This window comes from Veillonella ratti (genome assembly GCF_003992115.1).
GTDB classification, from domain to species: domain Bacteria; phylum Bacillota; class Negativicutes; order Veillonellales; family Veillonellaceae; genus Veillonella_A; species Veillonella_A ratti.
In genome coordinates this window covers 83195-104134 of record NZ_RQUX01000002.1, presented here as the reverse complement: position 1 = coordinate 104134, position 20940 = coordinate 83195, and the positions used below count along the sequence as shown (strand labels likewise).

General features: G+C 40.6%; 19 protein-coding genes and 1 tRNA gene. 16 read left to right on the top strand and 4 right to left on the bottom strand.

Translation table 11 applies throughout. From position 1 onward, the window contains the following. Nucleotides 1–243 precede the first annotated feature (243 nt). From EO124_RS01400 to EO124_RS10155, 7 genes are all read left to right on the top strand, one after another. Nucleotides 244–1086, top strand: coding sequence for a fumarate hydratase (locus tag EO124_RS01400; protein ID WP_021841516.1), 843 nt, complete (start codon nt 244–246; stop codon nt 1084–1086). Nucleotides 1087–1107: 21 nt separating this feature from the next. Continuing rightward, nucleotides 1108–1674, top strand: coding sequence for a Fe-S-containing hydro-lyase (locus tag EO124_RS01395; protein WP_006555916.1), 567 nt, complete (start codon nt 1108–1110; stop codon nt 1672–1674). Between the two features lie 465 nt (nt 1675–2139). Then, nucleotides 2140–4236: a heavy metal translocating P-type ATPase gene (locus tag EO124_RS01390; RefSeq protein ID WP_127058013.1), complete on the top strand. Its 2097-nt coding sequence runs from the start codon at nt 2140–2142 to the stop codon at nt 4234–4236. Nucleotides 4237–4425: 189 nt separating this feature from the next. Next, nucleotides 4426–5382, top strand: a complete 957-nt coding sequence (locus EO124_RS01385) for a magnesium transporter CorA family protein (protein WP_021841514.1) — start codon at nt 4426–4428, stop codon at nt 5380–5382. A 69-nt stretch (nt 5383–5451) separates the two neighbouring features. After that, entirely contained in the window at nt 5452–6006 is a 555-nt protein-coding gene (locus tag EO124_RS01380; RefSeq protein ID WP_021841513.1) for a LemA family protein, read from the top strand. Nucleotides 6007–6086: 80 nt separating this feature from the next. Further along, a complete protein-coding gene (locus EO124_RS01375; protein WP_127058012.1) occupies nt 6087–6887 on the top strand; it encodes a TPM domain-containing protein in 801 nt (266 codons plus the stop codon). Nucleotides 6888–7013: 126 nt separating this feature from the next. Next, a complete protein-coding gene (locus EO124_RS10155) occupies nt 7014–7166 on the top strand; it encodes a hypothetical protein (RefSeq protein ID WP_164726529.1) in 153 nt (50 codons plus the stop codon). Nucleotides 7167–7348: 182 nt separating this feature from the next. Here EO124_RS10155 and EO124_RS01370 read toward each other — a convergent pair. The 4 genes from EO124_RS01370 to EO124_RS01355 form a co-directional block, all read right to left on the bottom strand. Beyond that, nucleotides 7349–7424: transfer RNA gene (locus EO124_RS01370), tRNA-Thr, on the bottom strand. A gap of 284 nt (nt 7425–7708) precedes the next feature. Next, nucleotides 7709–8833 carry a metallophosphoesterase gene (locus EO124_RS01365; protein WP_127058011.1) on the bottom strand — a complete coding sequence of 375 codons (1125 nt, stop codon included), beginning with the start codon at nt 8831–8833 and terminating at the stop codon, nt 7709–7711. A gap of 74 nt (nt 8834–8907) precedes the next feature. Then, a complete protein-coding gene (locus tag EO124_RS01360) occupies nt 8908–9348 on the bottom strand; it encodes a MarR family winged helix-turn-helix transcriptional regulator (protein WP_164726528.1) in 441 nt (146 codons plus the stop codon). Nucleotides 9349–9587: 239 nt separating this feature from the next. Beyond that, nucleotides 9588–9959: a pyridoxamine 5'-phosphate oxidase family protein gene (locus EO124_RS01355; RefSeq protein ID WP_127058009.1), complete on the bottom strand. Its 372-nt coding sequence runs from the start codon at nt 9957–9959 to the stop codon at nt 9588–9590. Nucleotides 9960–10162: 203 nt separating this feature from the next. Between EO124_RS01355 and EO124_RS01350 the strand changes: the two genes are divergently transcribed. From EO124_RS01350 to EO124_RS01310, 9 genes are all read left to right on the top strand, one after another. Then, nucleotides 10163–10825, top strand: coding sequence for an NAD(P)H-binding protein (locus tag EO124_RS01350; protein ID WP_127058008.1), 663 nt, complete (start codon nt 10163–10165; stop codon nt 10823–10825). A gap of 176 nt (nt 10826–11001) precedes the next feature. Then, nucleotides 11002–12480: an FAD-dependent oxidoreductase gene (locus tag EO124_RS01345; RefSeq protein WP_127058007.1), complete on the top strand. Its 1479-nt coding sequence runs from the start codon at nt 11002–11004 to the stop codon at nt 12478–12480. Nucleotides 12481–12537: 57 nt separating this feature from the next. Continuing rightward, the gene (locus tag EO124_RS01340) at nt 12538–12675 is read left to right on the top strand and encodes a rubredoxin (protein WP_021840286.1); all 138 of its coding nucleotides are present in this window, start codon (nt 12538–12540) and stop codon (nt 12673–12675) included. Between the two features lie 350 nt (nt 12676–13025). Then, nucleotides 13026–16070, top strand: coding sequence for a DEAD/DEAH box helicase (locus EO124_RS01335; protein ID WP_127058006.1), 3045 nt, complete (start codon nt 13026–13028; stop codon nt 16068–16070). An 8-nt stretch (nt 16071–16078) separates the two neighbouring features. Continuing rightward, the gene (locus tag EO124_RS01330; protein ID WP_127058005.1) at nt 16079–16468 is read left to right on the top strand and encodes a (deoxy)nucleoside triphosphate pyrophosphohydrolase; all 390 of its coding nucleotides are present in this window, start codon (nt 16079–16081) and stop codon (nt 16466–16468) included. Nucleotides 16469–16704: 236 nt separating this feature from the next. Further along, the gene (locus tag EO124_RS01325) at nt 16705–17610 is read left to right on the top strand and encodes a DNA adenine methylase (RefSeq protein WP_127058004.1); all 906 of its coding nucleotides are present in this window, start codon (nt 16705–16707) and stop codon (nt 17608–17610) included. Nucleotides 17611–17720: 110 nt separating this feature from the next. Next, nucleotides 17721–18581: a type II restriction endonuclease gene (locus tag EO124_RS01320; protein ID WP_127058003.1), complete on the top strand. Its 861-nt coding sequence runs from the start codon at nt 17721–17723 to the stop codon at nt 18579–18581. 19 nt (nt 18582–18600) lie between these two features. Beyond that, nucleotides 18601–19350, top strand: a complete 750-nt coding sequence (locus EO124_RS01315; protein ID WP_127058002.1) for a TRM11 family SAM-dependent methyltransferase — start codon at nt 18601–18603, stop codon at nt 19348–19350. A gap of 148 nt (nt 19351–19498) precedes the next feature. Further along, entirely contained in the window at nt 19499–20716 is a 1218-nt protein-coding gene (locus EO124_RS01310; RefSeq protein ID WP_164726527.1) for a PTS transporter subunit EIIC, read from the top strand. Nucleotides 20717–20940: the final 224 nt, after the last annotated feature.

The following is a 20940-nucleotide window of genomic DNA, read 5'->3' as shown; positions in this document are numbered from 1 at the left end:
TTGACCGCTTTTAAATGTATATTCTATGCATATTAATACCTGAATATGACAAAACAAGTGTACTTTTAGTATATCGATTGTCAACGAAGTGCGATTAGAATCGCAATAATTGATATTTTGCGAAAAGTTCTCAATAGACATAAATACTTGATTAAACTGCATAGACTGCGTTTGAAAGCCCTCTTGATGTGTGCTATGATTAAGTCATCAGAAAATCTCGTTTTAAGTTGAGGAGGGATTACTTTGCGTACTATCGACGTAGCAAAAGTGACGGAAACAGTAGCCCAAATGTGTAAAAATGCGGCTTACTATTTACCACAAGACGTATATGAAGGTTTAAAAGCCGGTCGTGAAACAGAAAAATCTCCGGTTGGTTGTGTTGTATTAGACCAAATCATTAAAAATGCCGAAATCGCTCGTGAAGAAGATCGCCCTATCTGCCAGGATACCGGTTACACTATCGTATTCTTGGAAGTAGGTCAGGACGTTCACTTCGAAGGTGGCGACTTACAGCAAGCTGTTCAAGATGGCGTTGCTAAAGGTTATGTAGAAGGTTATTTACGTAAATCCGTAGTGGCAGAACCTTTATTTAACCGTAAAAACACCGGTAACAACACTCCTTGTATCATCTATACAAGCATCGTTCCTGGCGACAAAGTTAAAATCGACATGGAACTTAAAGGTTTCGGTTCCGAAAATAAATCCGGCGTAAAAATGTTGGTACCTGCTGATGGCGTTGAAGGCGTTAAAAATGCCGTTATGGAAATCGTTAAAAAAGCCGGCCCTAACCCATGCCCTCCAATGGTTCTTGGTGTTGGTATCGGCGGTACTATGGACTATGCAGCATTACTTTCTAAAAAAGCATTGCTTCGTTCCACTAAAAAACGCAACGATATGCCTGAATATGCTAAATTAGAAGAAGAATTGTTGGAAATGATCAACAAAACAGGTATCGGACCTCAGCTTGGTGGTACCACTACAGCATTAGCAGTTAACATCGAATGGGCCGCTACCCATATTGCCGGTCTTCCTGTAGCCGTGACAATTTGCTGCCATGCAAGCCGTCATGCCGAAGAAATTCTTTAATTCAAGGGGAGGAAGATAACAATGGCTGAATCAAAAACAATCCATATTACGACACCTTTAACTGAAGAAGTGTCCAGAACATTAAGAGCCGGCGACAGTGTATTGATTACCGGTAAAATCTACAGCGCTCGTGATGCTGCTCATAAAGTTATGACTGAAGCATTGGCACGTGGCGAAGAACTTCCTATCGATTGGCACGACAAAATCGTTTACTATCTTGGACCATCCCCTGCAAAACCAGGCGACCCAATCGGTGCAGCCGGCCCTACAACTTCCGGTCGTATGGACGCTTACACCCCAACAATGCTTGATCAGGGTATCAAAGGCATGGTAGGTAAAGGTTCCCGCTCCAAAGAAGTTGTTGAATCCATGAAGAAAAATGGTGTAACTTACTTCGCAGCAGTTGGCGGCGCCGCTTCCTTAATTGCTAAATCCATTAAAGACTACAAAGTTATTGCTTACGGTGACTTAGGTCCTGAAGCTTTGGCTGAATTGACTGTTGAAGATTTCCCTTGCATCGTAGTTATCGATAGCGAAGGTAACGACTTCTACAAAATCGGTCAAGAACCTTATCGTCAAGAAGACTAATTAGTATTAGTCAGCTAAACGGATAGTAGTATCCGTTCCAATCTAATGATATATATAACTGAGGGACCGCCCGACCGTAAGGGCGGATCCGCTCAGCTGTATAATGTAACATATACTTGCATTCCAACAAAAAAGTAGTTACACGTTAAAACACGGCTTTTATAGCTGTGTTTTTTTGTTTTATCTAAAAATAGTAGGAATAGTCTCTCATATATTCTTCTTTATGCTGATTGCTACATATATCTAATTGTTATAGCCGGTATTTTTATATTGACAAGGCTGATGAAAGAATCTATAATTAAATTATAGAAACATATGAATAGTTGCTCATATGTTTGCGGAACAGATTTTTACAGTTAAAAATCCGGGTATTTAGAGTAGTGTTAGCCGTAAAAGCTAACCGCAGGAATAGTGTAAGTATTTAGTGTAAGTGGCATACGTATATAGTAGAGGTGAGAAACAGCAATGGAACGCATTTTATTACTTAAAAATTTAACATGTGCGAATTGTGCGGCCAAGATCGAAGACAAGATTAAAAAAATGGAAACAGTAAGTGCTGCATCGTTTTCCGTAGGGACGCAACAATTGCGAATTACGTCCACAGTTCCCGACACCAATGATTTGATTACCGAAATTCAAGGTGTTTGTGATTCTATTGAAGATGGTGTAGAAGTACAGCTCTACGAACGTAAAACTAAGGGGGCTCATGATCATCACGACCATGACCATGCTCACGGCGGCGGTCTGGTAAGCATTATTATCGGGGTTGTGGTGATGCTCGTATACTCCTTTGTAGACGGCATTCCGGAAGACATTGCCTTTGGTGTACTTCTTGCGACCTACTTATTACTTGGTTGGGGTGTTTTATGGAATGCTATTAAAAACATCGGTTCCGGCCAAGTTTTTGATGAAAACTTTCTCATGAGTGTGGCCACTTTGGGGGCCGTAATTATCGGAGAAATGCCGGAAGCGGTAGGGGTTATGCTCTTCTATCGTATCGGTACCTATTTTGAAGAAAAAGCAACGGCCAGAAGTCGTAGCGCTATTATGGATGCTATCGATATGCGTCCGGAACAAGTTCGCTTGGTAGATGAAGCAGGTCAGTCCAAAGTAGTAAGCCCTGAAGAAGTTCGCATCGGTCAGACTATCGAAGTAATAGCCGGCGAACGTATTCCGCTCGACGGTACCGTAATTGAAGGGACTACACGTATCGATACAGCGCCGGTTACGGGTGAACCGGTTCCGGTACAAGTTAAACCGGGCAGTGAAATTTTATCCGGCTGTATCAATCAGAGTGGCCGCATCTTGATGCGCGTTGATAAAGAATTAAAAGACTCTATGGTTACGCGTGTGCTTGATGCTGTTGAAAATGCAGCCGCTACCAAACCTCGTATCGACCGTTTTATTACGCGTTTTGCTCGCGTGTATACCCCAATCGTAGTATTGTTAGCCGCTTTGGTAGCCGTAATCCCATCCTTAATTACCGGTAACTGGAATTACTGGGTATATACCGCTTTAACATTCTTGGTTATCAGTTGTCCATGTGCATTGGTACTCAGCGTACCGCTCGCTTTCTTCTCCGGCATCGGTCGCGGGTCCAGAACGGGCATCCTTTTTAAAGGCGGTTTGTCCATGGAAGCATTGCGTAATATTAAAGCGATTGCTATGGATAAAACAGGTACCTTGACTACCGGCGAATTTGCGGTACAGTCTATTACAACAGCTGAAGGTTTTGACGAAGCAGACATATTGGCTAAGGCAGCGGCCTTAGAAGTACGTTCCTCTCATCCGGTAGCGGTAAGTATTGCCAATGAAGCTAAAAAACGCAATGTTCAGTTAGCAGAAGTTGTTGATCTCGAAGAATTGTCCGGTCGTGGTATGACCGGTGTGGTAAATGGTGTTAAAGTAGCCGTTGGTAATCGTCGTTTATTCAACGAATTACAAATTACAGGTTACGGTGAACCTGCCGATTACGGTAGCGAAGTATTGGTAGCCCTTGACGGTCAATATGCAGGCACAATCTTGATTGCCGATGCTTTGAAAGAAGATACTAAATCAGCTGTGGCAGAACTTGCCAAACGCGGTTTACGCACGATTATGCTGACCGGTGACACTCAAGCGGGTGCCCGGTACATGGCGAAAGAAGCCGGTATTGATGACGTTCGTGCCGAATTATTGCCGGTAGATAAATTAAGTGTTATGAAAGAACTTCGTGAAACATACGGTTCCACCATGTTCGTAGGTGACGGTATCAATGACGCCCCTGTATTGGCCGGTGCCGACGTGGGCGGTGCCATGGGCAGCGGTGCCGATGCGGCCATTGAAGCAGCCGATGTAGTGTATATGCGTCCCAGCATCAGCGCTGTAGTTGAATCAATTCGCATTTCCTCAAACACGATTTCTATTGCATGGCAGAACGTAGTCGTAGCGTTAGGGGTTAAAATCCTCGTTATGATTATGGGGCTCTTCGGCTTTGCCAATATGTGGGTGGCCGTATTCGCCGATACGGGTGTTTCCATTCTCTGCATTTTAAACTCCATTCGTATTTTATATAAAAAATAATAAGGTTTTCAAAAACGTTTAGAATGCGTTGATGAACGCCTCATACGGTAAAATCGCTCTTGGGAAAAGACAAAGCAGTCAGGTTCTTTCAAGAGCGATTTTTTCTTATAAATTACCCGATTCAACACTTGACGAACCTCTTCTTTGTTGGATATGATGAAGTATAAGCTAATGAATGGGAGGTGGCGTATGCTCACGGTATATACACATGACGAAGGCGAGCTTGTATCGGACTTAACGGTAGCCGATGCGGGTAAGGGCTCGTGGATTAATTTGGTGAATCCGGACCCCGATGAGCTATCGCTCGTCAATATTATGACGGAAATCCCTACGGACGTTTTGAAAACAGCTTTGGATACGGAAGAACGTTCGCACGTGGAAATTGAAGAAAATTACATTTTTGTTGTTATCAATATTCCGGCATTGCGCGGTAGCGACAGCTATGATACAGTGCCGCTCGGTATATTTTTGACACCTGATTTCTTCATCACCGTGTGTCTTGAAGAATCGGATGTGTTATATCCGTTTATAAACAATCAAGTTGCTACGTTTTATACCTTTAAAAAAACACGTTTCTTGTTCCAGATAATGTATCGCACAGCGACTTTGTTCTTGCGTTATTTGCAACAAATTAACCGCCGTACGGACGACATTGAAATTCAATTGCGTCATACGACTAAAAATAAGGACTTTTTCCAACTGTTGGAATTACAGAAATCCATGACCTATTTTACGTCCGCTTTGAAAACAAACGGCACCGTAATGGAGCGTATTTTGCGCCTCCGTAGTCATGAAGATGTCCGTCATTTGCTTAAAATGTATGAAGAAGACGAAGATTTATTGGAAGACGTTATTATCGAAAACAAGCAGGCTATTGAAATGGTTGAGATGTATTCAAATATTCTCATGAATATGATGAACGCCTTTACTTCCATTATTTCCAATAACTTGAACTTAGTGATGAAACTCTTGGCCGGTGTAACGATTATCTTATCCGTACCGACCTTGATTTTCAGTTTGTGGGGCGTTAACGTACCCGTTCCATGGGCTGAATCGGGTGCCGAAGGGTTTCCTTTTGTAATCGGTATTGCCGCGGTGGTTACGTTCATTGTAGGCCTGCTACTTTGGAAAAACGACTTTTTATAAGTTAATGTATGTATGTCTGCGCGGCTCAACCATGGGCTCACGCAGACTTTTTTTGTAAGGAGGATACTCATGAAAAAAACTTGGTTAATTTTAATTGCTGTTGTCATTGCTATCGGTGCTTGGGTAGTAAGCGGCTATAACGGTTTGGTAGGCATGGATGAAGGTGTAAACAACAAGTTGGCACAGGTTCAAACGCAGTTACAGCGTCGTAACGATTTAATCCCGAACTTGGTAAGCACTGTTAAAGGTTATGCGTCTCATGAACAGGCGGCCATTCAAGCCGTTTCCGATGCCCGTGCTAAACTGGGCGGAGCCCGTACGGTAGAAGAAATGTCTCAGGCTGACGGTGAATTATCCAGCGCTTTGAGCCGTTTACTCATGATTACGGAAAACTATCCGAACTTAAAAGCGGACCAGAATTTCCGCGCTTTGCAGGATGAATTGGCAGGCACTGAAAACCGCATTGCCGTAGCACGTAAAGATTATAATGATGTAGTTAATGCATATAATGCTAAAGTACGTACATTCCCTACATCCATCTATGCGGGGATGTTAGGCTTCCAACCAAAAGCGTATTTCCAGGCAGACCAAGCGGCTCAATCCGCTCCTAAAGTGGAGTTCTAACCGTAAATCCATATACTTATTTTCATAGGATTGTGGCAACGAACTTTGTTTTGTAAAAAAAGATTGGTTAGGAGGGCTTGATGGCTTGGATAATGCGTAAAAACAGCCTTTGGAAAGTTGTCGTGATGTTGCTGCTTACCGCCATCATCGCCTTACAAGCACTGGCGGTTCACGCAGCAGATATTCCGGCTAAACCACCGGCCGGTCAATATGTGGTCGACCAGGTAAACGTACTGTCGAGCAAAGAAGTACAAACTATTAATGCCATCGGCACCATGCTTGATCGTTCTGGTAAAGGGCAACTGGCCGTTGTCGTAGTGCCTTCATTCGGTGATGTGGCTCCCGCTGATTACGCGCTAAACGTATTGCGTGGTTGGGGCGTCGGACACAGCGGCAAAGATGATGGATTCGTGCTAGCCGTGGCGATGGAAGATAAGAAAATCTTTCTCACCGTAGGTTGCGGTTTGGAAGGGGTCTTAAACGATGCTAAAATCGGGCAACTATTGGACACCTATGCCATCCCGAGTTTTCGTCAGGGGCAATTTGGACCGGGCATTGTAAGAACGGTCTGGCAAACGGCTCAAATCGTAGATCCGGATATTAGTAAACAAAGCCAAAATGTGAATCAACAGGCACAACCTGACAATACCATTGAACTGTCATGGTGGCAGGTGTTGCTCATCGGCGGAGGGATTATTTTGTTCCTCATGGTTGATGCCATTTTCTTTGGCGGGGAACTTACCCGGATGCTGCTTACCATGTTTATCTTCCGCGGCGGTGGCGGCGGAGGAGGTCGTGGGGGCTTCGGCGGCGGCAGCGGTCGCGGCGGTGGTTTTGGCGGCGGATCCGGCGGTGGCGGTGGTGCCGGCCGAGGCTGGTAAGAATTATAAAGTAGTTTTGTGAAAAGGAAAGTATCAAATAGAATACGAATAGAAAAGACGCCATATGCTTCCTTGCGATTGTTTGTGTAAGGAATATATGGCGTCCGTTAATTAGAAGGTTAGATTATGAAGCAGATAGAATCAGAAGAATATAAAGAAATACAGAAAAAACGACTGATGAAATTAATCGAGATGGAAGAGGGCTTATTTGAAATCAATGGCTGGCTTTCTGTGGGCGATGTTAAGGAAAATTATAGAAAACGTAAGTTTGAATCATAGTGTTATTTTGCCCACTAGAGCTTAATACTCTAATGGGCAAAAATAATGGGCGAAAAAATGGGAGTGCTTCCTGTGAATAAGAAAAAAAGAGAAATATTTCAAATCACTGAACAGAATCACAAATGCTTATGATTACTGTATTTATCAGCAATTTGAAATATTCCTCTAAATTTTAAAAATAATGGAGCCGACAATAGGACTTGAACCTACGACCTACTCATTACGAATGAGCCGCTCTACCAACTGAGCTATGCCGGCATGACTATTTAGTTATTTTAGCGGATTTTTGACAAAACGTCAAGAATGTTGAAGTAAAAGGTTGAAAAATTAAGCTCTATGAATTTTGAAGTCAACTAAAATATCACATTGCCATTGCATATTGTCACCTCAAAACTACGTGATACGGCTTCAAATATTCCCAAAATTAACGACTGCAACGAATATGTTAATTAGCATTTTCGTTGCAGTCATTTTTATTAATCAATATTAAATTCGACGTTCAATTCTATGTTTAATTTACATTAACGTGTATGCTTGATAGCTTACGGCTCTTTTACATCCACGATGACAAACTCGGATTTGGTGCCGGTTTTAAACTGGATGGCCCAGTCGGAAATGCCGGAGGTTACGACAAAGTTGGTGTTGTCACGTTGTTCCAAGCCATAAATACGGTCGTTTTGCCCGATACTAAACCAATTGATTAATTGCTTGAGTGGAATCATCTGACCGCCGTGGGTGTGGCCGGACAATACGAGGTCGGCACCGGCTTTGGCTTCAGCCGCGTAATCGCGCGGTTGATGGTCGAGCACGATGATATATTTGCTGTGATCGAGCGGAGCCATTAAATCGGCGATAGCTGCACGGGAGCGACCAAAATCGAATTCTTCGGACGCATCCTGACGGCCTACGATATAGAAACGGTCATCTAACAAGATGCTTTCATCTTGAAGTACGATGACACCGTTTTTTTCAAGCTCGGCTACTAAATCGTTGCCCGTGAAATCACGTGAATCCGGTCTGTAAAGGGCTTTATCGTGGTTGCCGAATACATAATATACGCCGTACTGCGTGTTAACATCTTGGAGCGCTTGCGTGGCCTTAATCATTTCCGCCTTAGTGGTGCGCTCGTCTACAAAGTCACCGGCAATGACGAGCAAATCCGGTTTTGCTTTTTCAATCGTTTTTAAATGTTTGGCAAAACCGTCGGCGTCGAAGGTGGATCCTAAGTGAGAGTCCCCGATGAGAGCGATGCGCAGATTGCCCACTTTTTTATCGGTCATAACGGTGTAATCGGTTTGGGCTACATGGTGAGCCTGATACCAACCGAGTCCGAGGTATAAAACAGTAATCAGAATACCTGCGGCCGCACTCATCGAACGGGAGACGGTGACGATATCAAATTTCATGGCCAAGATGCGCAGAATTTCGGCAAGTCCCCAGAAGACTGTCAGGTGAAGTAGCACAATTATGGCATTAGTAACGGTATATGACATCCAGATTAAGGCTGTAGGCGCGATAATAATGAGGGCGCTGATGAGCCAGGTCATTAGTTTGCTGCCGTTAGCCAGCATTTCGATAAACGGCAAGCGGCCTACGCTATATATAAGAAATAATAAACTGGCGCCACCCAACAGGAACAGGCTGCCAAATAGTATTAACCACATCATTATAAGAACTCCTCTCTTTTCCAATGCGTTGTATCGGTCGAATTATATGGCCGTAAGCTTGTAAAATGGTACTATTACTCAACGCTCATAGCCTTACTGCAATTTTGAATATATCGTTTGGTAAGTTTTAGCAAGGTTTCCCGTTCGCTTTCACTTAGTTGACTCATAGCCGTTACTTCGCAATTATGAATCTTGTCCATGATTTCTTGGGCCTTCGTCATACCTTCAGCAGTTAAGTTGACAGTTTTATTGCGACGATCCGTCGGCAACTCTTCAAGCGTTACCCAACCGTCTTTTAAAAAAGCAGTCACAACGGCATTTACCGTTTGCTTTGGCAAAAGACAGCTATCGGCAATTTCTTTTTGCGTGAAATTTGGGTTTTCATAAATTGTTGTCAAAATATCGAGTGCCGTATTTGATAAGCCCATGGATTTCGCATAGGCCTCATAAGCCACATACCACTCGTTTAACAGATTGCAGTACATTGCAATTTGATCGTTTATAGTTGGTTTCATTAAACACTCCATCGACTAAAAGTATATTTATATAAAACAGATATATCTTCTATTTGAGCTTCTAATTGTAAAATTATGGTTAGTCTGAAAATCTAACAGTCCATTTATGGACTAATATATGATACATCGAATTTATTAGAAGTGTCAATATTTTTTGTATGAAAAAAAGCCCACCGAAGTGGGCTTACCGGTTCTACCGGATATAGTATTTAGTTATGTATATAGCGTTTTAAAACAGATTATAATAACTGTTTAGCCGATTCGGCTTTTACAACTAATACGCGTTTTAAGAATGGAAAGTCCGCATACATTTCATCGTAAATAGGACCTTCACCGATGAAGCTTGCCGTACCCTCTACACGGAAGCCGGTGCCTTGGTAGCCGTTGAAGCCTTCTACTTCACGAGCGCCCATGGTTACAATAACGCGGTCGTTCTTTTTAATGTCCGCTTCGGTAGAAGTCATGCCGGCTGCAGGAATTAAGATTGTATCGTCTTTAATCTTTAAATAGGAATTCCACGTGTTGGTTACATGAGCTTCATTATCACTCCAAGTCGTAATGGAAACAACACCTTCGTGTTTTAATACTTCAAAAAATTTGTCCGGAAACATTGTGAATCCTCCTTTTTTCTTTCGTTTATTCAAAATTTCAATGATTAATAAAATGTACTATTGAACATAAATACGTTATAATTATTATAGCATAATATCGATATAAATTGATATATGAAATGATTATATATATCAAAAATCGGTAAAATGATACATGAAGTTGATATAAGATAGCTTCAGTTTGAAGCTATGTGGGAGGTTTTATGAAGGCAATTATAGTGGGCGCGACCGGGGCTACGGGGCGCGATTTATTGGAGTTGGTATTGGCCAATCCGATGTTTGATTCCGTTGAGATTTTTGTACGGCGTAATCCGGAAATTATCCACGAAAAGTTGATTACCCATATTATAGATTTTGATAATCCGGAATTATGGGCAAAGTCTGTAACCGGCGATGTGTTATTTGCGTGTCTCGGCACGACTCGTAAGGATGCGGGCAGTCAGGAACAGCAGTGGTTGGTGGACTTTTATTATCAGATGGAGTTTGCTAAAGCCGCTAAAAAGAATGAAGTGCCACATTATGTGTTGCTATCTACGGTAATGGCGTCACCGAATTCGCACTTTTTCTATACTCGTATGAAAGGCGAGTTGGAAGAGGCTGTGAAGGGACTTCATTTTGCAAAAACAACGATTCTCAGACCACCGGCTTTGGAGCGTAAACACACGGATCGATGGACCGAGACTGTCAGTGTGGGCTTACTGAACTTTTTTAATGATAAAGGCCTTTTTGAAGATAAAAAGCCGATGCCTACGGATGTGCTGGCTAAAGCTATGATTATGTCGACGAAGATTCAAGACCGGGCCCTTGAAATTTGGGAACCGCCGATTATTTGGAATTCCGGTCTTGCTTACGATACTGTGGAATAAAGGCACAAGGTGAGACGGCATACGTTTTAATAGGGAGACTTGTGTTGTAAAATAGTTGAAGTCCTTTTCAAGTTGATATTTGTAGATATAAGGCGTACAATAGAGGTAAACGTAGTAGCTTGAATGACGTTTGTTTTAGTATTACATTTTTTTCAGGTGGAAAAGAGGTAATGTTTATGAACGAACAGTTAGCTTTCTTTAAAAAGCCGGACCCGATTACGGATATTAAGGATGTCAAGCAGTATGATATCGTCGTAGTGGGCGCCGGCTCGCCGGGCGTGCCTTGTGCGTTGAAGGCGGCTGAATTGGGCGCTAAAGTTGCCATTGTACAGAAGTTAAAATCCGCTATGGCGGGCGGTAACTTCGGAGCCGGGGTCTTATTGGATAAGAGCGATCCCTATGATGTAGCTCGTTTGGTGACGCTCTTAGAGGCGTCAGCCGATCACCGGGCGAAACGGGGCCTCATTGAAATGTGGGCCAACCATTCCGGGGAAGCAGTAAGCTGGGTGATTGAACAGGCAAAACTCGCCGGTGCTCAAGTAAAAGACATGGGCACACCGGTACATACGGCACTTTTGAAAAAACATGGCTTCAAGATTGAGTTTACTACTTGTGTGTTTGGACCGAAACCGTATAACACGGGGCAGGGCATGAAGGCTCTTTGTAAACTGGCCGAAGAACGGGGCATCGATATTTACTACGGTACGCCGGGTGAACAGCTCGTACAGGATGAAACCGGTCGTGTTATCGGCGTTATCGCTAAATCGCCGGACGGCTATATTCAATTGAACGGCTCGAAGGGCGTTGTCCTTGCCACCGGTGACTATGCAAATAATGCTGAAATGATGCATTATTACATGCCGGATATGGATAATTTGAAACGCAAACGCTTCGGTTATGACGGTGACGGTCACAAGATGATTGCCTGGGTAGGCGGTCGCATGGAAAATGTGGGACATACTAAGATGGCCCATGATATGGATGCGGGCCCGGCGTCGATGATGGATTCGCCGTATATGCGTGTTAAAATGAACGGTAAGCGCTTCTGCGACGAAGCATTGGGCATGGATCTTATGAACTGCTACTTGACGAGCAAGGAAGACGAAGGTCATTATTGCCAGATTTTTGACAGTGATTATATTGAACAGGCCAAACGACTGGGGCTTGGCTACGAAGATTTCGAGTCCATTAAAAAATGGATGCCGGAAGAAGATGTGGAACACACCGGCGTTGTACCGGGGCTCATTGCTACCTTTAAGGCTGATACCTTAGAAGAATTGGCTGCAAAATTAAAGATAAAAGACGTGCCGACATTCTTGGCATCCGTTAAACGTTATAATGAAATGGCGGCGGACGGACGCGACGTGGAATTCGGCGTGGCGAAAGAAAATCTCTGCCCGGTGCTCAAACCACCGTTTTACGGTATTCATCGTCATATTCGCTTTACCGTTTCTTGCTCCGGCATGGTAGTTAACGAACGGCTGCAAGTCGTTGACGATGACGATAAACCGATTGAAGGTCTTTACGCGGCAGGCAATTTAGCCGGTCATTTCTATGGCAGTACGGATTATCCGTTGGATGTATTCGGTCTTAACTTGGGCCACAACTACACCCAAGGTTATGTGATTGCTAAAGAAATCATGGGTGAGTTGTAAGTTGCTGAAGAATATAAGCCAAGTGGCTGTTGTTTGATTCCTAAGGAGGAATGACGTATGAAAGACAAATATGTTTGCACAGTTTGTGGTTATGTGTATGATGAAGCAGCTGAAGGCGTAGCATTTGCCGATTTGCCTGATGATTGGGAATGCCCTACTTGCGGCGTGCCAAAATCTCAGTTTGAAAAGATGTAAGAGGTTTTAAGTAGTAAATGTCTTCATGCGAGGCGTTTAGCAGTGGAAACCTTGTGTGGAGTGGATTGAAGGTGCTCTTTTGATTAGAGTGAATTGAAGTGCGGTAAAAATAAATGTTTACCGGAGAATAGCCCTTGCTCGGTTGAGCAGGGGCTATTCTGCGTTTGTAGGAAATAATTTGTATGAATTTGATTTAAAAGCTGCTACAATAATCTCAACAGGTATAATAGTTTTCAACTTTAATTGGATATTCTTTCAGTAGTTAATGTGCTGAAGTTACTGATGTGTCAATGTCTTATTAAACTTGATCTATTGGTCAACTTAGAGGGAGTTTTTTTAGGAGCTAAATCATGTTTGAAGAGCAAATTGAACGGATTCGTAAGGGGATTGAAACAGCTTTTATTAGTAAGCATGAAGTGTCGGATATTATGTACCAACCTCAATTGGTACTTAATAATCCGACAGAGAAGTCGAAGGTAATAGCTACATTGCAACGTGAGTTATATCGTTGTGACAGCTTTAAGTTTAGCGTGGCTTTTATTACTGATAGTGGTATTGAAGGCTTGCTTGGTACTTTAAAAGATCTAGAACAAAAAGGTATTAAGGGACAAATTTTAACATCAGATTATTTATGTTTTACTGAGCCAAAGGCGTTGGCAAAGATTGCACAGCTATCTAATATTGACTTGAAAATTTATCGCACTCAAAGTGATGGTGCTGAAGGATTTCATACTAAGGGATATATTTTCTCGGATGAAGAAGTGTACCATATTATTATTGGCAGTGCTAATTTAACACAGTATGCTTTATCCGTTAACAAAGAGTGGAATACGAAGGTTGTTACTACAACTGAAGGTGCATACGCACAAACGATAGTTGGTGAATTTGATGAGATGTGGAATAGTCCGGCCAGTCAATGGTATAAGGACTGTATTGATGACTATACCAAGATATATGAGGCTAAGAAAAAGCAATTACAATTTCAGAAACAACAGACTGCTATACAAAATGCTTTAATAGCACAGGGAGCAACGTTAAAACCAAATACAATGCAGGTAGCATTTATGGATTCATTGTATAATTTATTCAAGGCGGACAAGAAAAAAGCATTGTTGATTTCGGCTACCGGTACGGGTAAAACCTACGCCTCGGCATTTGGTATACAACGATTACGACCTAAACGGATTCTATTTATTGTCCATCGCGAACAAATCTTAAAGCAAGCCATGGATACGTATAAGAAGGTCTTTGGTAATAATCGTAATATGGGGATTTTATCGGGCAACTCAAATAATGCAACTGTAAAGAATTGTGACTTTATTTTTGCGACGATTCAAACTATATCAAAGGATACAACATTAAACAGTTTTTCAAAAAAGGCCTTTGATGTGGTAATCTTTGATGAAGCACATAGAACTGGTGGGGCGACGTATCAGAAGGTTATGAACTATTTTAAGCCTAACTTTTTGTATTTAGGGATGACTGCTACGCCCGAACGGTCGGATAACTTTAATGTTTATGAGTTATTTGATTATAATATTGCTTATGAAATACGTTTGCAACATGCATTAGAAGATAGACTTTTATGCCCGTTCCATTATTTTGGCATTGCTGATTTAAAAATTGATGATGAAAGTGTAAAGATTCAAGACTTTAGTCGACTCGTAAGCAACGATCGTGTAGAATACGTAATGGACTATGCTAAATATTATGGCCATAGTGGCGACAGAATTAAAGGCCTCATATTTTGCTCAACTGTAAAAGAGGCTGAGAAATTATCAGAGGCATTTAATAAAAAAGGTTGGCGTACATTGGCTTTGTCTGGGGCTAATACGCAGCAAGAACGAGAAGATGCTATTAAACGTCTTTGCGATGACACTGTGCCTGAATCTGAACGACTAGATTATATTTTGACGGTTGATATTTTTAACGAAGGTGTTGATATTCCTGATATTAATCAAGTTATAATGCTTCGTCCAACGGAGTCGCCGATTATATTTGTGCAACAATTAGGTCGTGGTTTGCGTAAGGCGAACAATAAAGAATATGTGGTAGTGCTAGATTTTATCGGCAACTACAATAATAACTTTATGATTCCGGTAGCGTTGTCTGGCGACCGTACTTATAATAAAGACAATATGCGCCGTTATGTAAGCGAGGGAACGAGTGAGATTCCGGGTTGCTCTACTATTCACTTTGATGCAGTTACGAAGGACCGAATTTATAAGGCTATTGATAAGGCTAAACTTAATGCAGTCAAATTTTTAAAAGATGAATATATTAAATTAAAAAATAAATTGGGAAAAATTCCGGCGCTTGAAGATTTTGATAAATTTGGTGCTATAGATGTGTTCATGATCATTAATTATTCTGGGTCATATCATGAATTTTTAAAAAAATATGAGCCTGAGTATACAGTTGCTTTTAATGCTGATGAAGAGGCGTTTATAAAAATTTTATCTCAGAAATATATGCCGGGTAAGCGTATTCATGAGTTATTGCTCTTGGAAACAATTGTTAATAGTGATGCTATTAAATGGAGCGATTTTGTAAATAAACTTGAGACAATGTATAATTTAGAGAATTCCAAGTCTTTGCATGATAGTGTATTCAATGTGTTATCCGGCGACTTTTATACTGGTTTTGCGGTTAAGCTTTATAAAGACCATCCGTTTATTATTGAAAATAATGGCGTAATAGAGAAATCGCCGATATTTGCAAAGGCAATGGATAAAGAGGAATTTGCCAATGTTATTGAAAAACATATCGAGTATGGCATTCATAATTACAAAAAAAAGTATGGAAAACTATTCAAAAAAAGACCGTTCCAGTTATATGCTAAATATACCTATGAAGATGTGTGCCGCTTACTAGAATGGCCAGAGAAGATTGTTGAAAAAAATATGGGTGGATATGTATACAATGTACTTACTAATACGATGCCGGTGTTTATAAATTATGTAAAAGAAAATATATCTCATAGCCTTGCGTATGAGGACCGCTTTGTACATCGAAGCCATTTAATAGGTCTTTCTAGAGTAAATCGGACTGAATCATCGCAAGAGGTTATCCGTTTAGCAAATAAAAATGAAGATAATATTATAATTGCTCTATTTGTGCGTAAAAATAAGGATGATAACAAGTCTAAAAAATCTAAGAAGTCTAAGAAGTCTAAACAGTCTAAAGAGTTTTATTACTTGGGAACAATGCAATCAAATGGAGAAACTAAGGCGATTAAGAGACCAACTAATAATACGGTAAAGGCTGAAAAAGGAAAAGCTAAGGTCCAAAGTAATAAGCTTGTGAATGCGGTTGAAATTCATTATATTTTGGACCAACCAGTGCGTGAAGATATTTATGACTATATTACAACTGTGGATATAGACGTAGAATAGGAGATAAAATGAAGCAAATTGAAGTAGTCGCAGCAATTATCCGACATGATGATACGTTTTTGGCGACTCAACGTGGATACGGTGAATTTAAAGATGGTTGGGAATTTCCCGGTGGTAAAATAGAGCCCGGTGAAGAGCCTAAGGAAGCGTTGAAACGTGAGATTAAAGAGGAATTAGCTGTCGATATTGAAATTCAAAACTTTCTGTGTACGGTGAAATATCAGTACGATACATTCCATCTTACGATGCATTGCTATATTTGTGAGCTAGTGGACTCTAAAATTACTTTGTTGGAACATGAGGCGGCTAAGTGGTTAACAATTGATGCGTTAGATAGTGTTGATTGGCTACCGGCAGATATTGAGGTCGTTGAAAAACTAAAAGTTTGGGCTAAATAATTAGTTGTGCTGTAATAAGAGGTGAGGATTTATTCCTTGCCTCTTTTTGCTTTAGTTTTATCTAGAGTCGTTTTACTTTAATAGTAGTTGACTCGCACCAATAGTGGATTCTTGACTATTGGTGTATTTTAATTTACTTATCGTAGTTAAACTTATATAATAAAGATCAAAACGCAATAGACGTTGCAGTATTTTAGTAGATTTAATTTGTGATACATAAGGAGGCAATTGGAACGATGAAACCTTTTTTAAAATGGGCTGGCGGCAAAAATCAGTTGCTCCCTTACATAGAGGCGTATTATCCATTTGAAGATAAAAATATAAATAAATATGCGGAACCTTTTATTGGCGGCGGTGCTGTTTTATTTGATATATTGAGTAAATATGATTTAGATGATGTTTATATCAGTGATGTAAATAAAAGTTTAATAAATACATATAAAAGCATTCAGCAGAATGTTGGTGATGTTATAGCACAATTAGAAGCTTATCAAGAAAAGTTTTGGCCTATGGAACAAGAGGGCAGAAAAGTGCTTTTTTATAAAAATAGGGATAGATATAATGAGCTGCTAAGTTTAAAATTTCTGGAAAATATTAATACAGCTCCTTTGACGGATAAACATATTGAGTTGGCTTCGCTCTTTATTTTCCTGAATCGTACCTGCTTTAATGGCTTATATCGGGTTAATCGCAATGGTTTTTATAACGTACCTATGGGGGCGTATAAGCGACCATTAATTTGTGATGCAGAAAACCTTGTCGAGGTTGCTAAAGCTTTAGCTAAAGTGCACATTGTTTGTGATACTTATAAAGCTGTAGATGATTTTGCAGATAAGCAGACTTTTGTCTATATTGATCCGCCGTATCGCCCTCTCTCGGAAACAGCTAATTTTACGTCATACAGCGAATATGAATTTAATGATGATTCACAACGAGAGTTAGCGGAATTCGCACATCATTTAGATGGTAAGGGAGTTCGTGTGTTATTAAGTAATTCTGATCCCAAAAATACGAATCCGGACGATGAGTTTTTTGACGAAATCTATAGTGGATTTAAAATCGAAAGAATTTTTGCTAACCGAGCTATAAATAGCAAGGGCTCAAAACGTGGTAAGATTACCGAATTGTTGATTAGTAATTAATAATTTTGAAAGCAAAATTAAATTTAGGGGCATTCATTAATAGCTATTTGCTGTTAATTTATTTTTAGGTATTTATTGTATTAGGAATAGTGTATAGGGAGGATAGTATCATGAAACGTGATTTTATTAATTGGCTAGCAGAATTTAAGGACAGTATTGCTAATTATCAGTACTACATAAATTTTGAAAAAATATATGGTAATATTGATAAAATTAGGATTGAACTAAATATTTTAAACTCTCTAATTGGCTCAAAAAATATCGAGTCTGAGTTTGAAGGTCTAGTAGCTAAATACCCGGAAGTTCTCAAATGCATCCCACTTCTATTGGCTGTTAGAGCAAACGAAATCTATGCAATAGATGATGATGGGGAGTTTTTATTCAATTTTAAAAAGATGAACTACTCAGCTGATGCGTATAAAATGTTCATGAGAAAAACAGGCTTGTTTGATTTAATGGCTAATCATATTATCAGTAATCTCATTGATTATGCAACCGGCGTAGAAACCGGCTTAGACTCAAACGGACGTAAAAATCGTGGTGGTCATTTGATGGAGGATTTAGTAGAATCATATATTAAAAAAGCTGGTTTTGAGCGTAATGTAAGCTACTTCAAGGAAATGTATATTCGTGATATCACTCGAAATTGGGGAATTGATTTATCTGCGATTTCTGATAGAGGGCGCAGTGAAAAACGATTTGATTTTGTTATAAAGACCGAGGCTATGGTATATGGTATTGAAACTAATTTCTATGCCGGTGGTGGTAGTAAGTTGAATGAAACAGCTCGTAGCTATAAGACATTGGCGATGGAGTTGAATACGATTGATGGATTTTCTTTTGTTTGGTTTACTGATGGTAAAGGCTGGAACAGTGCCAGACATAATTTAGAAGAAACTTTTGACATAATGGACCATATTTATAATATAAAAGATTTGGAAAATGATATTATTTCAAAAGTTATAAAATGAGGAAGTGTATTTGTAAGTTATGGCTGTAAAGAAAATTAAAAAATGGGAACCTGAAGATTTTGAATTGGAGATGACAACTCATTGGTCTTTTCCAAAAAGGGGGGATTGGGCTACCCATGATGCGAAGTGGCGTGGCAATTGGTCACCATATATTCCGAGAAATATTTTGTTAAGATACTCTCAACCCGGTGATTTAGTATTGGATCAATTTGCCGGTGGGGGCACAACTTTAGTTGAAGCTAAGTTATTAAATCGTAATATTATTGGGGTTGATTGTAATGATGTAGCGTTAGCACGTTGTGAAGAAAAAATAGATTTTGAACATGATGGCGCTGATGGTACAGTTGTGGTGCGTAAAGGCGATGCCAGAAATCTTGATTTTGTTGCGGATGAAAGTATTGATTTGATTTGTACGCATCCTCCATACGCTAATATTATTAAGTATAGTGATGGTATTCCGGAAGATTTATCACAACTTAAAATTAAAGACTTTTTAGAAGCAATGAAACCGGTTGTCAATGAATGTTACCGCGTTTTAAAGAAAGATAAGTTTTGTGCAATCCTCATGGGAGATACGCGACAAAAAGGCTGTATGCAGCCTATGTCGTTTGACGTTATGAAAATATTCCAAGACGCCGGCTTTACTTTAAAAGAATTAATCATTAAAGAGCAACATAATTGTAGGGCGACGGGGTATTGGAAAACAAATAGTGTAAAATATAATTTCTTATTGATTGCCCATGAATATTTGTTCGTATTTAGAAAATAATAGGTAGACCTTAGAGCCCCCTCGAAATTGTCGAGAGGGCTCTCTTTTGTTATACTTATATTGGTTTAAATTGATATACATAATCAATAAATATATTTAAAGATTCAATCTAAAGGAGTATTTCATGTCTGCCACGACTTCACTATATATGCGACTTAAAAGCTTTGCCGACGGGGCGATAGATCTACTATCAGCCCTGTTTTTACCGATTATTGCCTTACTGGTATCGACTGGTATTTTAAAAGGTATCTTCATTCTTCTCACTGTAAATCACTTGGTACCGGAAGGTTCGAGTACGTATGTAATCTTGAACGCTATGAGCGATGCGTTCTTCTACTTTATACCGGTTTTTCTTGCTTACACGGCGGCGAAGCGGTTTAATACAGATCCCTTTACGGCCATGTTACTGGCGTGTGTGTTGGTGTATCCGGATGTGACACAGCTCATGAAAGCACCCGGAGCGGGCGGTATGGAGTCGGTAGAAGCATTGGTGCAAAGCTTGGCGGCGACTATGGGACAATCCGGCGATGGTAGTGCCGTGGCAACGATGTTCGGTCATGTAGGTGGTGCCGGTGGTTGGCAAGGTCCTGATTTATTTGGCTGGCCCATGGGGCAGGTTATGTATCCCTCGTCGGTGATTCCAATTTTATTGGCCGTATATTGTTTGCAATATGTAGAAAAGTTGGGTAAAAAGATTTTCCCTGAAGCGGTGCGCGGGTTATTTACGCCACCCCTTTGTATTATCGTGATGACACCGTTTACCTTAGTTATTTTAGGACCTATCGGTACCTGGCTTGGTGCTTTATTGGGCGGCGGTTATGAATTAGTTTACGGCCTCAGTCCGTTGATAGCCGGCCTTATTGTGGGCACGGTGCAACCGTTTATCGGCATGTTGGGGCTCCAATGGGGCTTTTTCCCGATTGCTATTAACAATGTGGCCGTATACGGTTTTGATACCTTAATGCCTTTATTCGGTACGGCCATGTTCGCTCAGGCGGGCGCTGCCCTGGCGGTAGCGGTGCGCAGTAAAAATAAGGTATTTAAGACGGAAGCCTTTTCCGCGGGGCTTATTGCTTTGCTCGGGGTTACGGAACCGGCTGTATTCGGGGTTACTTTGCGTTTGAAACGACCTATGGTTTGTGCCTGTGTGGCCGGTGGTTTAGGCGGTGCCTTGGCAGGCTTTTTCAAAGTAAGTGCCCCTTCCTTTGCCATTCCGGCGGTTACTACGTTACCGGTATTCATGGGACCATCTTTTATGTGGTATTTGACAGCTTTAGGGATTGCCTTTGGGCTGAGTTTTGTGCTGACTTTGATAGTTGGATTTAAAGATATTAAGTATTCAGAGGTAACGATGATAGAGGAATAAATGAAAGTTAATTTTAATATTCAATTAGTGCAGTAAGTATCTGGTTTTATCATTACTTTTACCCACACTTTTTGTCCACCCTGAAGTAAGCATTTGAATTTAACGATATTTGCTCTAATAAAAAAGACTTATCTCGAAGCTGTAAGCAACTTAGTGATTAAGCATTATTGCAAACAGCGGAGATAAGTCTTTTTTCTTTATTTAAGTTTTTGGGCTCAGGGCTT